Source organism: Vreelandella hamiltonii (genome assembly GCF_014651795.1).
Classification (GTDB): domain Bacteria; phylum Pseudomonadota; class Gammaproteobacteria; order Pseudomonadales; family Halomonadaceae; genus Vreelandella; species Vreelandella hamiltonii.
In genome coordinates this window covers 621435-641405 of sequence record NZ_BMXO01000001.1, presented here as the reverse complement: position 1 = coordinate 641405, position 19971 = coordinate 621435, and the positions used below count along the sequence as shown (strand labels likewise).

The window sequence follows — 19971 nt, the reverse complement described above, 5'->3', positions numbered from 1 at the left end:
CGGCTAGCCGTGCTGTCGAAGCGCCTTTTCCAGCGCCGACAACCTGCCCGGCTGCAGTGCCTCTTCTACCGCCGTGATGCGAATCACGTTGGCCAGTTGCGGGTGAGCAAGGCGGGCCACCAGCACGCCATCGTCCAGCAGCTCCTGATGCACGGCGGCGGCCAGCTCGGCGCTGGATAGGCGGATGCCGACGAAGTTGGTGGCGCTGGGCAGCACGTCTGCCCCCAGCGCCGTGAAGTGCAGCGCCAGCTGTTCACGGCGCGCTTTGACATCCGCGATATGCTGCTGCACTTCCTCGGGGTGGTCGAGCACGACCTCGGCGGCGGCCTGGGTGAAGGAAGAGACGGCGTAGTGAATACGCACTTTCATCATCATCGCCAGCACGTCGGGCTCGGCAATTGCGTAGCCAATCCGCATGCCCGCCAGGCCATGGGCCTTGGAGAGCGTGCGCAGGCGAATCACCCCCGGCAGCGCCTGGCCCAGAAACTCACTTCCCGCATCGTCACGAAAATCCCCGTAGGCCTCATCCAGCAGCAGCCAGCAGTCGTTGGGTAGCGCCTGGCGAAACTTGAGAATGGCGCTATCGCTGTGCAGGTGGCCGCTGGGGTTGTCCGGGTTGGCCAGGTACACCAGCCGCGCTTGCTCCTGATGGGCTGCTGCCGCCAGCGCTTCCAGATCGGGGGCGAGCACGCCAAGCGCTTCATGGTAGCTGGGCTCGACCAACCGGCAGCCCTGGCCTTGGGCAAAGTACCCGAAAGTGGGGTAGGTGCCTGCGGTACTCACCACGGCCTCGCCCACGGTGCAGGTGGTGCGCAGTGCCAGGGCGATCAGGCTGTCGGCACCGGCGTCCACCAGCAGGTGGTCGAGGGGGATGTCTTGCTGGGCGCTGATGCGCTGGCGAACGCCCAGTGCTTCGGCATCGCCATAGCAATACACGTGTTGTGCCACGGCATCACCGAAGTGTTCCCGCAGCGCGCGGTGGGGCATGTCCAGCCCCTCGTTGGAGCCCAGGCGGTGAGGGATCTCACGGCCGAGCCGCCGCTCCAGCACCTTGATGCCGGGGAAAGGGTTCACGGGGCCAACGCCCGTCAGGTGGTCGGGGTAGCGGGGCATAATCAGGTCCTGATCAGTTCAATGTTCAACGCAATATTTTGCCACGGTTCAGCAGCTTATGAGGGTCGAGTGCCTGCTTGAGGGTGTGCATCAGCGCAACTTCCTCTGCCGAGCGGCAGGTCTCCAGCCATGGGCGCTTTTCCAGGCCGATCCCATGTTCGGCAGACACCGAGCCGCCCAGCGCCGCCAGGGGTTGATATACCAGGGTCTCGACCTCCCGGCGTACCGCCAATTCATGACTGCCCACGCACACCGAAATATGCAGGTTGCCATCGCCCAGGTGGCCAAAGACCACGAGCCGGGCATCGGGCCAGTGCTGGGTCAGCTGGTGCTCCAGGGCATCGGTGTAGCGCTGCATGTCGGCAATCGGCAGGCTGACATCGAACGTCAATACCGGGGTCATGGCCTTGACCAGACCTTCGATGTCTTCACGAATGGCCCACAGGCCGTCTCGCTGCGCCGCTGACTGAGCCAGCACCGCATCGACGATCAGCTCGTTCTCCAGCGCGCTCTCCAGGGCCTCACGGAACTGGGTCGTATTGCGCTCGGCATCGCTACCCAGGGATTCGATGATGACATAAAACGGATGGCTGGTGGCAATGGGGGGCGTGTGGCGTCCCGAGGTTTCCGTCAGCAGGCGGTAATGGTTCTGCCACATGACCTCGAAAGCCCCCAGGCTACCGCCCAGCGCCTTGCCCATGTGGCGGAGCAGGGCCGTCAAGGCCTCGAACGAAGGGCAGGCCACCAGCGCGGTTTGTTCGCTGGGCGTGGGCGGCTGCAAGCGCAGCACCGCGCGGGTCACGATACCCAGCGTGCCTTCACTGCCAATGAACAGCTGCTTGAGGTCGAACCCGGCATTGTTTTTCAGCATGCGGTTCATGGAGCTCACGATACGGCCATCGGCCATCACGGCTTCCAGCCCCAGCACCTGCTGGCGCATCATGCCATAGCGGATCACCCGCACGCCCCCGGCGTTGGTGGCGATATTACCGCCAATCGTGCAACTGCCCCGGGCGCCCAAATCCAGCGGGAACTGCAAGCCCGCGTCGCTGGCGGCCTCCTGTACCCGCTGCAAAGGGGCACCGGCCTGGACGGTCAGCGTACCGCCAACGTGGTCGATCTCTTCGATGGCGGTCATGCGCTCCAGTGAAATCACCAGCTCCTCTTCGCTGGCGTCGGCGCCATGCACCAGCCCGGTCAGCCCGCCGTGGGTCACCACCGGCTGCCGGACCTCGTGGCAAGCGCGCATCACCTCGGCCAACGCTTGGGTGCTGGCCGGGCGCACGATGGCACCGGCAAGGCAGGGAGCGCCGGTCATCCAGTCGACGCGGCGGCTACGCACATCGTCTCCGGTGAGTACGTGCGCGGGGCCGACGATGGCGCGAAGCGCCTCCAGGGTAATCTGCATGCCTGTTTCCTTACGTGACGTTCCATCGTTGTTTGAAGACAGTTGTGTGAAGACGATTGTGTGAATCAAGACGTATAAATAAACGCTGATGAACCAGCGTGTGACGCATCAAAGGCTAATCAGGCCGACGCGGCGGCAGGCGCTTCGCGCCCCGGAATCGCATCGAGCAGCGAACGGGTATAGGCCGCCTGGGGGGCCAGAAATATCTGCTCGGCGCTGCCTTGCTCGACGATGCGCCCATGCTGCATGACGACGATACGATCACAAATCTGGGCGGCCACCCGCAAGTCGTGGGTGATGAACAGCAGTGACAGCGACAGCCGCTGTTTCAGCGATTCCAGCAGCTCCAGCACCTGCGCCTGAATGGAGACGTCCAGCGCAGAGACCGCCTCATCGGCCACGATCAATTCAGGGTTGAGCGCCAGCGCTCTGGCAATGCCGATGCGCTGGCGTTGGCCGCCTGAAAACTCATGGGGGAAACGCGTCACCGCACTGGCACCCAGCCCCACCAGTTCCAGCAGCTCACCGGCCTGGCGGAGCGCGGCGGCCTTCGGCGTGCCGTTGGCCATGGGGCCTTGAGCGATTGCCATGCCGACCCGGGTGCGCGGGTTCAAGGACGCATAAGGGTCCTGAAAAATCATCTGCACCCGGTGGCGTTCGCGGCGCAGCGCGCTGCCGTTCAACTGCGAAAAATTGACCCCATCCAGCAGCAGCTCGCCATTATCCGGGTGCTCCAGGCGCACCACGCAGCGGCCAAGGGTCGATTTGCCCGAGCCGGACTCGCCCACGATACCTACGGTCTCGCCTTTGGCCAGCGTCAGCGATACGTCATCCAGCGCGCGCACTTCCCGAGTGGCCTTGAACCAGCCCCCGCGTGAACGAAACACCTTGTTGAGCCCCTTGATCTCCAGCAGGGGCGCCGAGGTGGCGGGCGCCCGGTGCGGCGGAAGGGCATTGCTGGGAATGGCGGCGATCAAGGCCTGGGTATACGCATCCTGGGGGTTCTCCAGCATATCCCGGGCATTGCCGATTTCAACGATGCGGCCATGGCGCATGACGCAAACACGGTTGGCGATTTCCGCTACCACGCCAAAATCGTGAGTGATGAACATGACGGCCATGCCACGCCGCTGTTGCAGGTCACGAATCAGCGCCAGAATCTGCGCCTGGGTGGTCACATCCAGCGCCGTGGTGGGCTCATCGGCAATCAGCAGCACCGGTTCGAGCGCCAGCGCCATGGCAATCATCACCCGTTGCCGCTGCCCGCCGGAAAGCTCGAAGGGGTAGGCGCTGATGGCCTTCTCTGGCTGCGGGATACCCACTTCCACCAGCAGTTCCAGCGCCCGCGCCTGGCGCTGCCTGGGGCTGAGCTGGCCATGGGCCTCGAACACTTCGGCAATCTGTGCGCCCACGCGCATCAAGGGGTTCAGTGCCGTCATTGGCTCCTGAAAGATCATGCCGATCTTCAGGCCGCGCAGCGTTCGGTGCTGCTTTTCGCTCAGGGCCAGCAGGTTCTGGCCTTCGAACGTGACGCTGCCCTGCACGGGGCGAACGCCCTTGGGCAGCAGGCCCATGACCGTGTTGGCGGCCATGGACTTGCCCGACCCGGACTCCCCGACCACGCACATGATCTCGCCACGGTTGACGCTATAGCTGACATTCTCCACCGCCAGCGGCCGGTCTGCGCCTTTGGGCAACGCCACGCTCAAGCCTTCGATCTGTAGTACGGCGGGCGCCTCGTCCTGGCCAGCGGGTTGCACGACATCGTTCATGGCAGGCTCCTAACGCTCACGGGAAAGTTTGGGGTTCAGCGCATCGTCCAGCCCTTCACCGACCAGGTTGAGTGCCAGAACGGTCAGCAGAATGGCCACGCCAGGGAAGAAGCTCAGCCACCATGCCTGGCGAATCACGGTACGCGCGGCACCGATCATGTAGCCCCAGGACATGACGTTCGGGTCGCCCAGCCCCAGAAACGAGAGCGACGACTCCAGCAGAATCGCCGTGGCCACCATGAGCGAGGCCAGCACGATGATGGGCGAGAGCGTATTGGGCAGGATCTGGCGCAGGATGATGGTGGTATTGGACTGGCCGACCAGCCGAGCGGCCTCGACGTACTCCCGGTGGCGCAGCGACATGAACTCCGCCCGCACCAGGCGGGCCACGGGCGGCCAGCTCACCAGGGCAATGGCCAGCACGATGGAGGTCACGCTGGGCTGCATGATGGCCACCAGCACGATGGCCAGGGCAAAGTTGGGGATGGTCTGAAAAAACTCGGTGATGCGCATCAGCGCGTCATCTATCCAGCCACCGTAATACCCGGCAATGGCCCCCAGCGGCACGCCAATCAGCAGGGCCACGCTGGTGGACACCAGGCCAATCAGCAGCGATACCCAGGCGCCATGCATCAGGCCCGCCGCCACGTTGCGGCCCATGGTGTCGGTGCCCAAGGGGAACCCCTCCTGCGAGAACGGCGGCAGGAAGGGGCGCTGTACCATGCGCCAGGGCGATTCGGGAAACAGCAGCGGGGCAAGAAGGGCCATGGCGATGATCACCAGCAGGATGACCAGCCCCACCAGCGCCCCGCGGTTCTGGGCGAAACGTGCAAAAAAGCTCATGAGGCCCCCTTGATGCGTGGGTCTGCCAGGCGATACACCAGATCGGTGAGAATGTTGAACACGATCACCAGCGCCGCAGAGAAGAAGAAAATACCCAGCAAGAGGTTGTAGTCACGCTGTTGCAGCGCTTCGAACATCAGCCTGCCGATGCCGGGCCAGGCGAACACGGTTTCGGTGAGGATCGCGCCGCCCACCATTTGCCCGGCCTGCAGGCCCGCCAGGGTGATGATCGGCAGCAGCGCATTCCTGAGCACATGGCGACGCTGGATGACGCCCGGCTTGAGCCCCTTGGCCCGGGCCGTTTTGACATAGTCCTGCTGAGCGGCATCCAGCATGGAGGTGCGCGTCATGCGGGTGTAAATCGCCATGAAAAAGAGCGCCAGGGTCGTGGCAGGCAGCACCAGGTGTTTCGCCACGTCCAGCGCCAGGGCCAGCCCGGTATGGCCAGCGCCCACGGTGTACAGCCCATAGGCAGGCAGCCAGCCCAGGTACACCGAGAACACCACCACGGACATCAGCGCCACCCAGAACAGCGGCGTTGCGTAGAACACCAGCGCCAGCGCCATGATCAGCGAGCCCGACGGCTTCTTGGCTCTGGCCGCCGCCATGGAACCGGCAATGATGCCCAGCACCAGCGAGAGCACAAAGGCGGTACCGGTGAGCAACAGCGTGGCGGGCAAGCGCGCCATGATCAGGTCGAAGACGGGCGTGCCCAGCCGGTAGGAGTAGCCAAAATCCAGCATGGCAATGCCAGAGACGTAGCGCCATAGCTGCACGTAGATAGGCTGGTCGAGGCCGAAGCGCACGCGCAGCTGGTCGAGAAATTCCTGGTCGGCGGCACCGGCTTCCCCGGCCAGAATGGCCGCCGGGTCGCCGGGGGCCATCTGAATCAGGAAGAAGTTGAAGATCACGATCAAAAACAGGACGATCACGGCTTTGAACAGCCGCATGACGATCAAGCGGGCATATAACATGAGCATATTCCTGACATAGCTGAAACACCCGGGTCGCCATGGCGGCCCGGGTGGCACCTACCTAGCGGTCCAGCCAGGCATCCTTGAAGCCATCGTTCACGCCGACCCCGGAGGTCACCAGGTCCTGAACATCACAGCGGTAAAGGGTGGGGAAGCCAAGCTCCATCAGCCAGCCAACCGGGACATCCTCATGCAGAATTTCCTGCACTTCACGGTAGAGGGCTTCGCGCTCCTCATCAGGAAACGCCGTGGCGGCGGCATTGAACAGCTCATCTACCCGCTCGTTCTCATAACCCTGAACGTTATTCCAGGGGGAGCCCTTGGCGATGTTGTCAGACAGGTAGGTACGTGAAATGCCCAGCGCAGGGTCGCCGTACTGGAAAAGATAGGTAAAGGCCAGGTCGTAATCCCAGTCACCCAGGCGCTGGTTCCAGCCGCCCACGTCGGTGGCCTGGGTGCGGACGTTGATGCCTACTTCACGCAGGTTCTGCTGCACGGCTTCTGCCCAGCGGGTCCAGGTCTCGCCGTAAGGCAGCGGCAGAATGGTGATCTCTTCGCCGTCGTACTCCATTTCTGCCAGCAGCTCCCGAGCGCGCTCGGGGTTGTGGTCGTAGGGCTCCAGGCCGTCATACTGGAAGCTGGCATTCGAACCAAAGGCCGACAGCGGAACATTGCCCAGCCCATTCCAAAGCACGTCGCGGGCAAATTCGCGGTCCATGGCGTACATCACGGCCTGGCGGAAGCGCTTGTCGGCGGTGGGGCCTTCCCGGTTGTTCATCCACAGCATGGCAAAGGGGCTGAAGTACTCATGGCCCTGTTCGGTCATGCAGACGTTATCCATGGCCGAAAGGCGCGGAATATCGAAGTTTTCCACGGTGCCGCTGGGCAGGACATCGATGGTGCCATTCTCGAAGGCCACGGCCCGAGAGCCGCCATCGGGAATCACGTGCCAGTTGACCCCATCCAGGTAAGGCAGGCCCTCTTCGTAGTAGTCGTCGTTTCTGACCAGCTCGATGACCGTGCCACGCTCCCAGTTGGCGAACTTGAACGGCCCCGTGCCAATCGGGTGGTCATTGTGCTCGTTATTGCGGAAGTCGGTGCCTTCGTACAAGTGCCTGGGCACCATGGTGAAGGTGCCCGCCTCGAACGAGATCAGGAAGGGGCCGAAGGGCTCGGTCAGGGTAAATACCACCGTGTGGTCGTCGCTGGCCTCGATGCTTTCCACATGCTGTAACACGGCCCGTGCGCTGGGGTTCAACTCACGGTGGAAAACATCGGCAGAAAACACCACGTCGTCGGCGGTGAAGGGCTCTCCATCGTGCCAGCTGACGTTATCGCGCAAATGGAAGGTATAGACCCGGCCATCGTCGCTGACCTCCCAGGACTCGGCCAACTGGGGCATGGGCTCCAGGTCGGTGGTGTAGCGCAGCAGGCCTTCATAGATATTGCCCGCCACGGTGCGCGTGGGGGCGTTCTGAATCATGCCCAGTACCAGCCCCGGCGGCTCGGGTTGAATGATGGTGTTGACCGTTCCACCGGGTTGCGGGTCTGCGGCCAGCACGGATGTGGAACCCAGCGCAAGCGTGACGGCAGAGAGTGCCAAAGCCAAAGGTGTTTTCATGTTTCCTGCTCCTCGGTTTATTGGTACGTAAAAGCTTTACGTCGTCGTTAGTCGAGCGAGGCGTGACGTGTTCAGGCCAGGTTGTGGTGTTTGTTGGCGGCCCTTTTTGACCATAGCAGCGGCTGGTAAAACTGTCGACAGTCGTCAATCGTCCGTCGACAAGTGCGGTTTTTTTGCCATACTCAAGCCATGTCATGGCGACCACGAGTAGACTTTATGGCCCCTTTGCCAACGGCGCCGCAGGCGGTTATCCAGCAGCACAACCTGGTCGAGCAGGTGGCGGACTACCTGACCCAAGCAATTATTCAGCAACACTTTTTACCCGGCGAACGGCTTTCTGAAGTGCAGCTTTCCCGCGCGCTGGGGGTGAGCCGTGCGCCGGTCCGTGAAGCAGCGCGCTTGCTGGAAAGCCGCGGTTTGCTGATTTCAAAGCCGCGCAAGGGCTTCTTCGTCCGTGCGTTGAATACCGTTGAACTGGAGGACGTCTTCGACCTGCGGCTGTGCATGGAGCGGCACGCCATTCAGCGCCTGTGCCAGCGTTACACGCCCGAGGCCGAACAGGCCTTGCAGCAGCAGGTAGCCGTGCTGTGCGAGGCCGCCGCTGGAAACGACGGCACGCGCCGCATCGAAGAAGACCTGACGTTCCACCGCCTGATGCTGCACTACGCAGGCAACGAGCGTCTGCTGCGGGCCTTCGATGACCTGGCCCATGAATTACGCCTCTGTATTGCGCTGATCACCAAAACCCATGAAGCCCCCGAGACCATCGCCACCAGCCATTTCAAGTTGCTCGACGCCCTGGCCACGGGCCGCCCGGAAGCCTGCCGCGAGGCCATCAATTTTCACATCGGGGTGGCCAGAGACTTCGTGGTGAAGGGGGTGGGCGAGAGTGAGAGCGAAAGTGGGAGCGAGAATGGAGCCCCGGCCAATGAAGACCTTCTTTCACGCTGAACAGCGCCTGCACCATCCGCGCACCTACTTCTCGCGGGGCAAGATGCGCGCCCCGCAGGAAGTACCCGAACGCGCCACGGCGCTGCTGTCGGCCGTGCACCGGCTAGGGTTTGATGTGCAGGCTCCCATCGACCACGGCGTCGCGCCGTTGCGGGCCGTGCACTCGCTGGCCTACCTGCGTTTTCTGGAAAGTGCTTATCGGCGCTGGCATGCGCTGGACGAAGACTGGGGGGACGAAGTGATCTCCAACATATTCGTACGCTCGCCCAACGCCCTGCGCGGTATCCTGGCCGAAGCGGCACGTTACCTGGCCGATGGCAGCGCGCCCGTGGGCCAGCACACTTGGCACTCGGCGTACTGGTCGGCGCAAAGTGCCGTGTCCGGGGCGGAGGCGTTATTGGCTGGGGAGCGCTTCGCGTATGCGCTGTCACGCCCGCCGGGCCACCATGCGGGTATCGACTCCGCTGGTGGTTTCTGCTTTCTCAACAATGCCGCCATTGCTGCCCAGCACCTCACCGCGCGGTTTCCGCGCATCGTCGTGCTCGACCCGGATATGCACCACGGTCAGGGCATACAGGAGATCTTCTACCAGCGCGACGATGTGCTCTATATCTCCATCCATGGCGATACCACCAACTTCTATCCGGCGGTCTCCGGCTTCGAAGAGGAGCGCGGGGAAGGGGCCGGGCTGGGCTACAACCTCAACCTGCCCATGCCCCACGGCTCGGCAGAAGCGGTGTTCTTCGACCGCTTGGCCCAAGCCTGCCAGGCCATTCGCCTGTTCGAGCCCGATGCGCTGGTGCTGGCGCTGGGGTTCGATATTCATGAGCGCGACCCTCAGGCCAAAGTAGCGGTATCGACACCCGGTTTTGGCGAGTTGGGACGCACCATCGCAAGCCTCAATGTGCCCACCCTGGTGGTACAGGAAGGCGGCTACTACCTGGAAGGGCTGGAAGCCAACGCGGTGAGCTTTTTTGAAGGATTGCTGGGAGCGAAAGAAAGAAGGGAGAACGATTAAGCCAGTATTTCCAATCCCTTTTCGGCCACCAGGTTTAGCAGCTTGAGCGAAGGACCATTGGGTTTTTTCTGGCCTTGTTCCCACTTCTGGATGGTAGACACGCTAGTGTTCAGGTATGCGGCGAACACGCCTTGGCTGGCGTGATTCCTGGTGCGGATCTGCTTGATCTGTATGGCTGTATACTCTTTGACAGGCGGCAGACAGAGCGCATCGAACTCACGCAGCGTGGTGTCTTTCATCACACCCGCCGTGTGCAGGTCTTGAGCCGTTTCATGCACCATATCCAGAATTGATTTATCCATCGTTTTTAACCTCGATCAATGCGCCATACCTGATGGCTTCGGTCAATGCCGTGTCACTGTAGCCCAGCAATTCTTTGGCTAAATATTTTAATGCTTTAAGCTCTTCAGCACTGATGTTAGCGCGAGCATTTTTGGCAAAACCGTAAACGAAAAATGCTTTATTGCCGATCTTGTAAGCCAGTAGGGTTCTGACACCACTGCTCTTGCCTCGGCCACCGATTGCCACGCGCTTTTTCACCACATGGCCACCCAAGTCGGCATCAATCAGGCCGCGCTCCATTTCCTCAACGGCGGCGAGCAAAGCAGCATCATCCAGCCCTTCCTTGGCTGCCCACTTACTGAACGCCTTGTTTTTAAATACTCGCATCGGATCCCTTTTTTATCACTTTAATATGTATAGCACTAAGTGACACACCATGCCAGTGTTGTGCAGCCGCGTAGCTGCTTTGGTCTGTGTCTGGCAAGATAGCGTTTTCGGACGTTAAACGATCAAGGACACGGCATGGCGCATCTGCTACGCATCGTGATGATTCACGGCCACCTGAACGGCGTGGTCGAACTCAGTGTGGACGGCCACACCAATATTTGCGGCACCAACGCGTCGGGTAAAACCACGCTCCAGCGGCTGGTGCCGGTGTTTTACGGCGAGCTGCCCAACAAGGTGGTGCCGAAAACCCGCATGAAATTCGATGCGTTCTATTTGCCCCATCGCAACAGCTACCTGGTATACGAATACCGCCGCGAAGCGGGCAACGTGTGCCAGGCGGTGCTGACCCGCAAGCAGGAAGGCGGCGTGGAGTATCGCTTCGTCGGCGCGCCTTACCGCCCGGAAGACTACCTGGTCGAGACCGAGCAGGGCCCGCTGGCGCTGGACTACACCCAGTGGGCCAGCGGGCTGCGCCGCAGCGGTACGCCGGTGTCGCCCAAGCTGGGGGCCACCTCCGAGTTCCGCTCGGTGATCCAGAACGACTTTACCCAGCTCCACGGCAACAGCCGCGATGGCCTGAAGCTGCGCCAGATCGCCGCCCAGTTCAGCCTGGTCAATCCCGAGCGGCGCATTCGCCATATCGAAAAGCTGGTCTCGGCGGTGCACGCCAAAGAGGGCAAGATGGACACCCTCAAGACCATGCTGGCGGCGATTTTCGAAGAGGACGGCGTCGAGCTGCCGGTTACTCGCATTCGCAGTGCCAAGGCCCGCGAGTGGATTCACCAGATGCGCCAATCCATGCGCCTGGAGCCGCTGCAGGCCGCGTTGGCCAAGCTCTCCGGCATCGACCGTGAACTGGCCGAGCTCGATACCACCCTGTGGCAACTCAAACCCCAGCTGGCCGCCGACCGCGAACAGGCCCAGCGGCAGGTCGTCGACCTGGAAGGCGAACTCAACCGCCACCAGCGGGAGTTTCAGGCCGAAGAGCAGGCCTACGGCGAACGGCGGGATGCGCTCAACGACCAGCACAGCGAAGTGGCAAGCCAGCTGCAGCACGCCCAGCACCGCCTCAACGACCTGCAAACCCGCTTCGAGCAGTACGCCGATGCCGACATGCCCGGCCTGGAGCGGGACATCAACGCGCTGCCCCAGTGGCGCGAGCAGCGCGACCAGTTGCAGCAACACCTGCAAGTGATGCAGGACGCAGTAAAGGAAAGCCAGGCGCGCCTGGATGGCCGACTACGCGAACTCTCTGAAAACCTCGCCCGCCAGACTCAAGAGAACCAGGAGCTGATCGATGCGCTGGTGGAGGAGAAAGCCGAGCGCCGCGAGCAGCAGTGGCAAACCGAACAGCAGCATAACGAGCGCTACCAGCAGGCTCGCCAGCGCTTGGAGAGCGAGTATCAGGCCCAGCTGGAGCTAGGCGTCGAGCAGTTGGCCGAGCTGAAGGCCCAGCTGGCCATGCCCAGCCAAACCCGCGAAGAAGCCCAGGAGGCCGAGCTGGCCCAGGCGCGGCTGGACGATGCCCAGCAGGCCCGCAGCGCGGCCGGGGCCACCCTGGAAGCGCTGCGCCGCGAGCTGGAAGCCCACAAGCGCGAGCGCGACACCGCCGAACAGCATCTCGTGCAGTGCCGTCAGCAGCGGGAGCGCGCCGAGCAGCACTGCTACACCCTTTACCAGCAGCAGACCCCCGAACAGGGCAGCCTGCGCCACTTCCTGCGCTACCACCGCCCCGGCTGGGAACAGCAGCTCGGCAAGGTGATCGCCCCGGAACTACTGGAGCGCCGCGACCTCGCCCCCCAACTGGCCGACAACGCCAGCGACGACCTGTTCGGGCTGGCGTTGGACCTTTCCGCCATCGCGCTGCCCGACTACGCCCAGGACGAAGCCAGCCTGCTGGCCGCCATCGAGGAAGCCGAGAGCACCAAGGCCCGAGCCCACACCGCCTGCACCGCCGCTGAAAAGGCCCTCAAGCAGCACAACGAGCGGGTACAGCAGGCCGATGAAGCCCAGGACACCGCCCGGCTGGCCCACCAGCGCGCTGAGCAGGAGGTGGAGTACGCCCTGGAAGCGCGCCGCCAACAGCAGGCCCGCCACACGGAAAGCCAGAAAGCTCGCCGTGCCCACATCGAAGCCGCCCTGGCCCGCCAGGAGCAGGCCCAAACCGAGCTGCGCGACGAGAAGCGCGACGCCCTGGCCGAGCTGGCCGAAACCCACCAGGGCCAACTGCTGGAGCTCAAGGCCGACGCCCAGAGCCAGCTCGATAGCCTCGATGCCCAGCTACGCACCTACAAACAGCAGCTCAGCGATGCCAACGCCGAACACCAGCGCCAGCGCGCCGAGCTGGAAGAGGCCTTCAGCCAGGAGCTGGCCGAACAGGGCGTCGACCCCGCCCAGCTCAAGGCCACGCGAACTCGCCTGGAAGCCCAGAACGAGCGCATTCGCAAAACCGCCGCCCGCCAGGAGGAGCTGGCCGAGTACCAGCGCTTCATGCGCATCGAGTGGGGCCAGCACAAACCTCAGCTGGTGGCGGAAGAGGCCGAGCTGGCCCAGCGCGACCAGCAGCTCAAGCGCGACAAAGCGCATCTGAAAAACGCCTTCCACGCCGCCAGAGAGGCCCACCAGCAGGCGGTGAACGGCCTGAAGGCCCAGCGCGACAGCGCCCGTGGCACCCTGGAAGCCCTGACGCCGCTGCTCAACCAGCTGGAAAGCCTGGAGCTGGTGGCCGAAGGCGCGCCGCTGGAAGCCAGCCTGGGCGATGTGGACGAGCGCATCGAGCGCACCCGCCAGGCCCTGGCCAGCCGCCACCAGCAGCTGGAGCAGCTGCGCCGAGGCTGCCTGGACGTCGAAAGCCAACTGATCAAGGACGCCAGCAGCGGCTTTGCCGATGCCCTGCAAAGCGAGCGCGACAAGCTGCCCAGCGACAGCCCCCGGCTACTGCTGCCGCTGCTGCGCGGCATGCTCAAACTGCTGGAAGACCAACAGCAGCAGCTGATTCAGGAAGGCCGCAACCTCAGCGACGACCTGGACAAGTTCTTCATCGTCTTCCGCGACCTGAACCGGCGCATCAGCGCCCAGAGCCGTCGGCTTTCGGAAGAGGTCGCCGACGACCTGCGCCTGGAAGGCATCACCAAGGCGGAAGTGCGCATTCAATCCACCATCGACGAGCTGGGCTTCTGGGAACCGCTCAAGCTGTTCGCCCAGCGCTACAAGGCGTGGCGGGAGTCCGGCCAGACGCTGCCCAGCGACGACTACCTCAACGCCCTGGCCGACGTGGTCGATTTGCTGCGCAGCGACCAGCAGTACAGCTTCGAAAGCCTGCTGCGCCTGGAGCTGCACCTGAACGAAGGCGGCACGGACCTGGTGATCAAGAACGACCGTCAGCTGCTGGAGTCCTCCAGCCACGGCATGGCGTATCTGATTCTGTGCAAGTTCCTGCTGGCGTTTACCCGCCTGCTGCGGGGCGATGCGCACATCGCCATCCACTGGCCCATCGATGAGATCGGCACCCTGGCCTACCACAACGTCGAAAAACTGTTCGATGCCTGCGACAGCAACCGCATCCATATCGTCGGGGCCTTCCCCAACCCGGAATCCGACGTACTGCTGCTGTTCGCCAACCGCTACCTCATCGAACGGGACGCCCAGCAACAGCGCCAGCTCAAGCGTATCGAGCCGCGTCTCAGCGCGCTGGCGCAGAAAATCAAGCAGCGCCAACAGGAGGTGAGCGCATGATCGAACACGGCCCCCTGCTCGAACGCCTGCTGGCAGGCGACTTCATCTGCGCCGTCAGCGACGATAACGCCTACCGCCACCTGGCCAACGAAGAGATCCGCGAGGCCATCGACGCCTACCTGCGCCCGCTCAATCGGCGGCTGGCCAGCAACGAGGATGCCAGCGTCTACTTCCTGGCCTGGCGGCAGCTCAACGACACCGCCCGGGAGCAGCTCTCCCGCCAGCTCGCCGATACGCTCAACAGCCTGCTGCCCATGCTGGAGTGGCTGCAACTGGTGCAGGAAGCGCTGGGCCGCGACGCCCTGGCCGCCCCTGGCGACGTGCTCAAGCCCGCCGAGTTCAGCGCCAAGTGCGAAGACAACCAGAGCCTGCGCGAGCGCCTGGAACGGCTGGCCACGGACAGCTTCTTTGGCTCCCAGAGCGACCAGCTGGATGCCCAGGTGAAGCAGATCTTCAAACGGCTGAAAGAGCACGGCTACCTGATGCAGCCCCACAGTGAACGCCAGGTGTTCGTGGTGACCGGCAAGATGGACTACCTGGTGGACGTGGTGCGCTTCATCCGCGACGAAGAGAACCTGCCCATCGACGCCGACGAGGACACCGGCACGCAGGAGGCCCTGCTGTGAGTCGGCGGGAGGGCAGTGCTTCGGGCAGTGGCGTGAGCGAGCTGGAGAGCCGCCTGCTCAAGACCGGCGCGGAACGCCTGGCACTGCTGGGCAAGCACGCCGAACGGCTGATGCAGGCCTACACCCGCGACGACGTACCGCTGGAAGGCCTGAGCGACGGCGCGCTGCGCAAGCTGCTGGCCGCCCGGGTGCTGTGGCGGCCCGACGAGCAGAGCGGCGTCAAACTCTCGCCCAAGGTGCGCGACCTGATCGCCGAAATGCTCGCCGACGAAACCCGCCGCCACGTCAACGCCGACGTGGCCGAAACCCTGGAGCTGATTCGCACTCAGGTCGATAGCTACCGGGAAGCTCGCAGCAAGGGCGAACACTGGCGCCAGGAGCAGCAGCTACTGCGCCTGCGCCAGGAGGTAGACGACCTCAACGGCCGCTTTGCCGACGCCATCGACAGCCTGTGGCAGCGGCTCAACAGCGATTTCGGCTTCGTCAGCCAGCTCAACGACAAGATCCGCGAGAACGACCGCGCCCAGAAGCAGATCGTGCGCCTGCTCGATGGCCTCGCGCTGATCGACTTCGACGAGCTGATCGCCCTGGTAGGCAGCGACGGCAGCCTGCGCAAGCTGCTCATCAGCCAGCTTCAGAACCGCCTGAGCCACCACTACACCAGCCTGCGGGAAGTGCAGCGGCGGCTGATCGAACTCATGGCCCGCTTCCGCAAGCAGCAGGCCCGCAGCCGCCTGATGACCGGCATGGCCGCCTTCCTGCGCGAACACCCGGGCTTCGTGCCCGGCAACTACGCCCAGCGCAGCGAGGTGCCCGCGCTGTTCAACCGCGCCGCACCGCTCAACCCCGCCGCCGCCCCGGCGCTGGACCGCCCCCTGGACACCCGGGTACTGGCCGAGCTGCTGCACGAGCTGCCCGCCCCGCGCCACGCCGCGCAAAACGTGGCCGTGGCCAACCCCGTGCAGCTCGCCGAAGAGAGCCTGGCCGCCGCCCGCCAGCAGGCCCTCAAGCTGGACGTCGAGCGCTTCTACCTCGCGGTGCTCGACCAGCCGCCCGCCGAGCCGGTCAGCGCCCTGGCCTACCTGCAACAGAGCGGCCTGGAGTGGGCAGATGAAATCTGGCTGTTTCAGGTGATCGCCGAATACCAGGGCCTGCCGCGCCGCGAGCAGCAGGCCTTTCGCCTTCATCAGGAAGAGAGCAGGGCCAGCGCCTATAACGACCTGCGGTTGATTCACGATGTGGCCCTGGCGGTGACGGTATGAACCTGCCTAGCCGCGCACGGGCAGGGCTCAACGGCGTGGCCCGGGAACTCAATCGCCAGCCCACGGTGGAGAAGCCCCGCCGGCAGTGGGTGGAAGACGTGGTGGCCTGGTGCCGCCAGCAGGATATCGACCTCGGCATGCGGCTTTCCAGCCAGGCCCTGCGCTTCGATACCGAGCTGCTGGCGCAGATCGATAGCGTTCTGGCCAGCGCCCACCTCGCCCCGCTGGGCCGCTCGCTCAGCGGCTTGAGCAGCGCCGCCCAGGCCAAAGAGGGGGTAGAAGAAGACAAAGCCACCCGCGAAGGCCCCCGCGCCTGGCGCGTACTGCTCAGCCTGCCGCCCCAGCCCACTCCGGGGCTTTCCCACGAGCCGCGCTGCAGTCGCGACGTGGACGTTCGCCACCTCACGCTGGGGGTCTTCGGCGCGCTGGTGCAGGTGGAAAACCTCGACAGCTTCTACGCCTTCAATCCGAACATCAGCGCCCTCAGCGGCTACGCCCAGCCGCTCATCGCCTACCGAGGCGACAGCCACTACGGCGGCGGCTTCGCCCACCTGGCCGAGGTATGGCGCAAAACCCGCAGGCCGCACCTCTACGCAGGCGACTTCGACGCCAAGGGCGTGACCCTGGCGCTGGACAGCGGCGCCACGCACCTGCTGCTCCCCGACATGGCGTGGCTCAGCCAACACGCCACCCCCCTGCACCAGCCCGCCGGGCAGCTCCCCTACCAACGGCGCCTGCGCCAACTCCACGTCAGCCTACCGCCCCAACACCCGCTAAGACCCTACCTCACGCTGCTGGAAAAACAGCGCGGCCTCAAACAGCAGTGGTTTGAGGGGGAATTGGTGGCGGTGGGGATTGGCTAATGGCTTGCCTCTTGTCTGGGCCTCGCGTGGAACATCAGCTGTGCAGTGCGTTTCTGGCGGTTGGATGAGGCAAAGCAAAGCGCGCAAGCCCGCGAATTTTGGCTACATCGCCAAAATTCTCTTTGCACGCTGTTGAATCAATGAGGTAGATTCAATGTGGTGGCTATGAAACCTCAGTCATTGTGATGTCATGTTCATTGAGGTTTCATGGCAGGGCGTGTAATCACTGTTAAAAGCATCACTCCTTAAAGGTGAAAATTGAATTATCACAAGAACAGACTGATATGCTTTTTAGATGTCCTGGGCTTTTCAGCGATGGTCGAAAAGACGGGAATCGAAGAGGTTTATAATAAATATTCAGAATTCGTCGATACTGCAAAAAATAAGGTTTTTTTTGGAGTGCCTGAGGACTACGAAGGGCCTAGCAATAATTTTGAGATATCTGAAATCGTTTCTGATTCAATAATTCTAGTTTCCTATGGTGTCGATAATGTTGCCTCTGTTAATAATTTTATAGGGTCCATTAATTTCTTTTTAGAGCTAGGCCTGAGAAATGGCTTCATGTTTCGTGGGTGCGTTAATCAGGGTGACATCATTTTTGATGAAGAGAGACGTATATTTCTAAGTAATGAGTTTAATGAGCTAGCAAAGTATGAGCCTCAAATAAATGCTCCCGTTTGTGTAATTTTTGAAAAGGCTAAAGCTACTGTCTTGTCTTCTTTGTTTGGAGACGAAGTCTTCAGTAGAGGAGTAGTTCCCTCCAAGTCGTTGCCTGTAATTAAGTTTAATGTTCCTTTGAAAGGTGAAAAAGAACAACTATCATGGTGTGTTAATTACACATACTTTTGTAATCAAATACATTTGAACGACGCGATAGAGTATCTGGAGGGTGACCCCGTAAAGAAGAGCAGCTTTATTCAATATATTGAATTCCTTAATGCGCTGCCGGAAGAAAGGCTGATGCCTAACGAGGTCAAGAATGACGGGGCGTTCGTAAAGGTTATGAAAAGCAGAAGCGGAATGCGGGTAGCGATCACGAATGGGGTTGGCGACATACTTCAAACGCCTATCCAATGGGGCTTCCCACAGGTATTCATTAAGCCGCCAGAAGAAATAGAAATGAGAATAGATCCAAAAACAGGGCAAGTTAGTTTCTATGCAAAGGGGCGATGGTATTAGATAGGCTTCCAGAGTTAGCTTAATAGCTTTTAACAAGGCGCTGTTGTCGGACCAATTTTCCGCTGCGCTAAAAAATGGCCGAAAATCGTGGCGTTACGCGGAAACCAAATTTGGAGATTTAAGATGGATAAAATTACAAAATCGCTCATAGACACATTTTCTCACCAGTATGAAATAGAAAGCGTAAGCGAAGCTACCAAATTTGAGCATTTCTCGAACTTTTCCATTGTCTCAAAGTTATTCCGAGGAAGCTTCGAGCTTGAAGACATTCATGCGGGATCAGGCGGGGATTGCGGGATAGATGGGGTCGCGTTAGTTGTGAATGGAAGAATTATAATAGATGAAGATGAGCTTCGTGATGTTGTTGATACGTCATCACACCTAGATGCGGATGTCACATTTATACAAACGAAGACATCATCATCCTTTGACGGTTCGTCGATAGGTAGTTTTATTCATGGAGTGAAAGATTTCCTGAGTGATGACCCTCAGCTGGTTCAGAATGACAAAATTCGGAAGATGAAAGACATTTGGGAATCGGCCATATCAATGTCGTCGTATATGATAAACCGAAGACCGATATGTAGATTGTATTACGTATGCACAGGAAAATGGCAGAACGACCAGAACCTAAAAGCAATAATTAGCTCAGGAAAGGCAGAAATCGAGAATATCGGCCTATTCGAAGAGGTGTCAATAGAGCCGTTGGGCGCGAGTGAAATACAAAGATTGTTTCATGAAACAAAAAACAAACTTTCGTCTACGATTAACTTTCAAAGTCGCATAACTTTGCCGGATATCGAAGGTGTGCAAGAAGCATATCTTGGTATTTTACCTTTTCAAGAGTACGTCAAGCTAATACAAGATGAGAACAGCACCATCTATAGTATTTTTGATGACAATGTCAGAGATTTTCAAGGAAGTAATGCCGTAAACAAAAAGATAAAAGGCACATTAGAGGACAAAAAATTCGATCTGTTTTGCGTTTTGAATAATGGTATCACTATTGTCGCCTCAGCGCTGACGCCAGCAGCGAATAGGTTCACAATAAGAGATTATCAAGTGGTAAACGGGTGTCAAACCAGCCATGTGTTACATGAGTGTCAGAACATTGAGGGAATCGACGGTGTTTATGTTCCGATTAAGATTGTAGTTACAGATAATGATGAAATTAAGACTGCAATTACACTGGCAACCAACAGCCAGACGGAGGTGAAAACAGAGCAGCTCGAAGCTTTGAATATGTTCCAAAAGAAACTAGAGCTTTACTATAATGCGGAAAGAAAAATTTTTCCATTGTACTACGAACGAAGATCTCAGCAGTACAACTCGGACGCAGGTATCAAGAAGACACAGGTAGTTTCCATTCCAATGCAAATTAAGTCTTTCGCGTCGATGTTCTTGAATTCTCCTCACTTAGTGTCAGGGTACTATGGGACCATCGTTAAGCGTTTTTCTGGTCTAATATTTAATGAAGAGCATAAGTACTCGCCCTATTATGTTAGCGCGCTTTCTTACTACAGAATCGAACAGTTCTTTAGGAGTGGGAACCTGAAGTCTGAATATAAGAAAGCTCGATTTCATCTTCTGTATATTGTCCGATTGCTTGCCACTGGTGAGAGCTTGCCACCTTTCAACAGCAATAAGATCGAATCTGTTTGTGAAGAGTTCAAGAAGGCTCTAGTAGATGAAAGTAGGGCTCTATTACTATTCCAAAAGGCGCAGGAGATATTCGAGTTATCAGGTCTTGAACTCGTCAAGAAGCAATACAAGTCAGAAAGTGAGACCGAGCTTTTGCTGACAGCGTACAGGGTGCATAACAATTCAATGCAGCCGACCACTACCGCGTCGAATGATTGAGGTGTTATGCTTTACGC

General features: G+C 60.4%; 16 protein-coding genes. 8 read left to right on the top strand and 8 right to left on the bottom strand.

The features are described from left to right. Positions 1 to 3 precede the first annotated feature (3 nt). The 6 genes from IE061_RS03085 to IE061_RS03060 form a co-directional block, all read right to left on the bottom strand. Complete coding sequence (locus IE061_RS03085; protein WP_193460944.1) at positions 4 to 1113, bottom strand: pyridoxal phosphate-dependent aminotransferase; 1110 nt, start codon at positions 1111 to 1113, stop codon at positions 4 to 6. A gap of 25 nt (positions 1114 to 1138) precedes the next feature. Then, positions 1139 to 2521, bottom strand: a complete 1383-nt coding sequence (locus IE061_RS03080) for an FAD-binding oxidoreductase (protein ID WP_193460943.1) — start codon at positions 2519 to 2521, stop codon at positions 1139 to 1141. A 119-nt stretch (positions 2522 to 2640) separates the two neighbouring features. After that, the gene (locus tag IE061_RS03075) at positions 2641 to 4293 is read right to left on the bottom strand and encodes an ABC transporter ATP-binding protein (RefSeq protein WP_193460942.1); all 1653 of its coding nucleotides are present in this window, start codon (positions 4291 to 4293) and stop codon (positions 2641 to 2643) included. Between the two features lie 9 nt (positions 4294 to 4302). Further along, positions 4303 to 5136, bottom strand: a complete 834-nt coding sequence (locus IE061_RS03070; RefSeq protein ID WP_193460941.1) for an ABC transporter permease — start codon at positions 5134 to 5136, stop codon at positions 4303 to 4305. Further along, positions 5133 to 6110, bottom strand: coding sequence for an ABC transporter permease (locus IE061_RS03065; protein WP_081136550.1), 978 nt, complete (start codon positions 6108 to 6110; stop codon positions 5133 to 5135). Before IE061_RS03065 ends, IE061_RS03070 begins: the two co-directional genes overlap by 4 nt. Positions 6111 to 6171: 61 nt before the next feature. Then, entirely contained in the window at positions 6172 to 7731 is a 1560-nt protein-coding gene (locus IE061_RS03060; RefSeq protein ID WP_193460940.1) for an ABC transporter substrate-binding protein, read from the bottom strand. A gap of 216 nt (positions 7732 to 7947) precedes the next feature. Between IE061_RS03060 and IE061_RS03055 the strand changes: the two genes are divergently transcribed. Together IE061_RS03055 and IE061_RS03050 are read left to right on the top strand one after the other, a co-directional pair. Continuing rightward, complete coding sequence (locus tag IE061_RS03055; RefSeq protein ID WP_193460939.1) at positions 7948 to 8682, top strand: GntR family transcriptional regulator; 735 nt, start codon at positions 7948 to 7950, stop codon at positions 8680 to 8682. Then, positions 8660 to 9700, top strand: coding sequence for a histone deacetylase family protein (locus tag IE061_RS03050; protein WP_144982283.1), 1041 nt, complete (start codon positions 8660 to 8662; stop codon positions 9698 to 9700). The genes IE061_RS03055 and IE061_RS03050 overlap by 23 nt, the downstream gene beginning before the upstream one ends. On the opposite strand, the gene IE061_RS03045 is transcribed toward IE061_RS03050, so the two are convergent. Together IE061_RS03045 and IE061_RS03040 are read right to left on the bottom strand one after the other, a co-directional pair. Beyond that, the gene (locus IE061_RS03045) at positions 9697 to 10002 is read right to left on the bottom strand and encodes a helix-turn-helix domain-containing protein (protein ID WP_039180230.1); all 306 of its coding nucleotides are present in this window, start codon (positions 10000 to 10002) and stop codon (positions 9697 to 9699) included. The genes IE061_RS03050 and IE061_RS03045 overlap by 4 nt on opposite strands. Further along, positions 9995 to 10369: a type II toxin-antitoxin system RelE/ParE family toxin gene (locus tag IE061_RS03040; protein WP_193460938.1), complete on the bottom strand. Its 375-nt coding sequence runs from the start codon at positions 10367 to 10369 to the stop codon at positions 9995 to 9997. Before IE061_RS03040 ends, IE061_RS03045 begins: the two co-directional genes overlap by 8 nt. 135 nt (positions 10370 to 10504) lie before the next feature. Here IE061_RS03040 and IE061_RS03035 point away from each other — a divergent pair, with 135 nt between their 5' ends. The 6 genes from IE061_RS03035 (at position 10505) to IE061_RS03010 (ending at position 19954) form a co-directional block, all read left to right on the top strand. Beyond that, on the top strand, positions 10505 to 14164 hold the full coding sequence (locus tag IE061_RS03035; RefSeq protein ID WP_193460937.1) for an ATP-binding protein: 3660 nt from the start codon (positions 10505 to 10507) through the stop codon (positions 14162 to 14164). Next, entirely contained in the window at positions 14161 to 14790 is a 630-nt protein-coding gene (locus IE061_RS03030; RefSeq protein WP_193460936.1) for a condensin complex protein MksE, read from the top strand. The genes IE061_RS03035 and IE061_RS03030 overlap by 4 nt, the downstream gene beginning before the upstream one ends. Beyond that, positions 14787 to 16052: a hypothetical protein gene (locus IE061_RS03025; RefSeq protein ID WP_230478357.1), complete on the top strand. Its 1266-nt coding sequence runs from the start codon at positions 14787 to 14789 to the stop codon at positions 16050 to 16052. The genes IE061_RS03030 and IE061_RS03025 overlap by 4 nt, the downstream gene beginning before the upstream one ends. Continuing rightward, positions 16049 to 16915 (top strand): DUF7281 domain-containing protein, encoded by an 867-nt coding sequence (locus tag IE061_RS03020; protein ID WP_193460935.1) that lies wholly within the window; start codon positions 16049 to 16051, stop codon positions 16913 to 16915. Before IE061_RS03025 ends, IE061_RS03020 begins: the two co-directional genes overlap by 4 nt. 258 nt (positions 16916 to 17173) lie before the next feature. Then, the gene (locus IE061_RS03015; protein ID WP_193460934.1) at positions 17174 to 18094 is read left to right on the top strand and encodes a hypothetical protein; all 921 of its coding nucleotides are present in this window, start codon (positions 17174 to 17176) and stop codon (positions 18092 to 18094) included. A 123-nt stretch (positions 18095 to 18217) separates the two neighbouring features. Further along, positions 18218 to 19954, top strand: coding sequence for an AIPR family protein (locus tag IE061_RS03010; RefSeq protein ID WP_193460933.1), 1737 nt, complete (start codon positions 18218 to 18220; stop codon positions 19952 to 19954). The last annotated feature ends 17 nt before the right edge of the window (positions 19955 to 19971 follow it).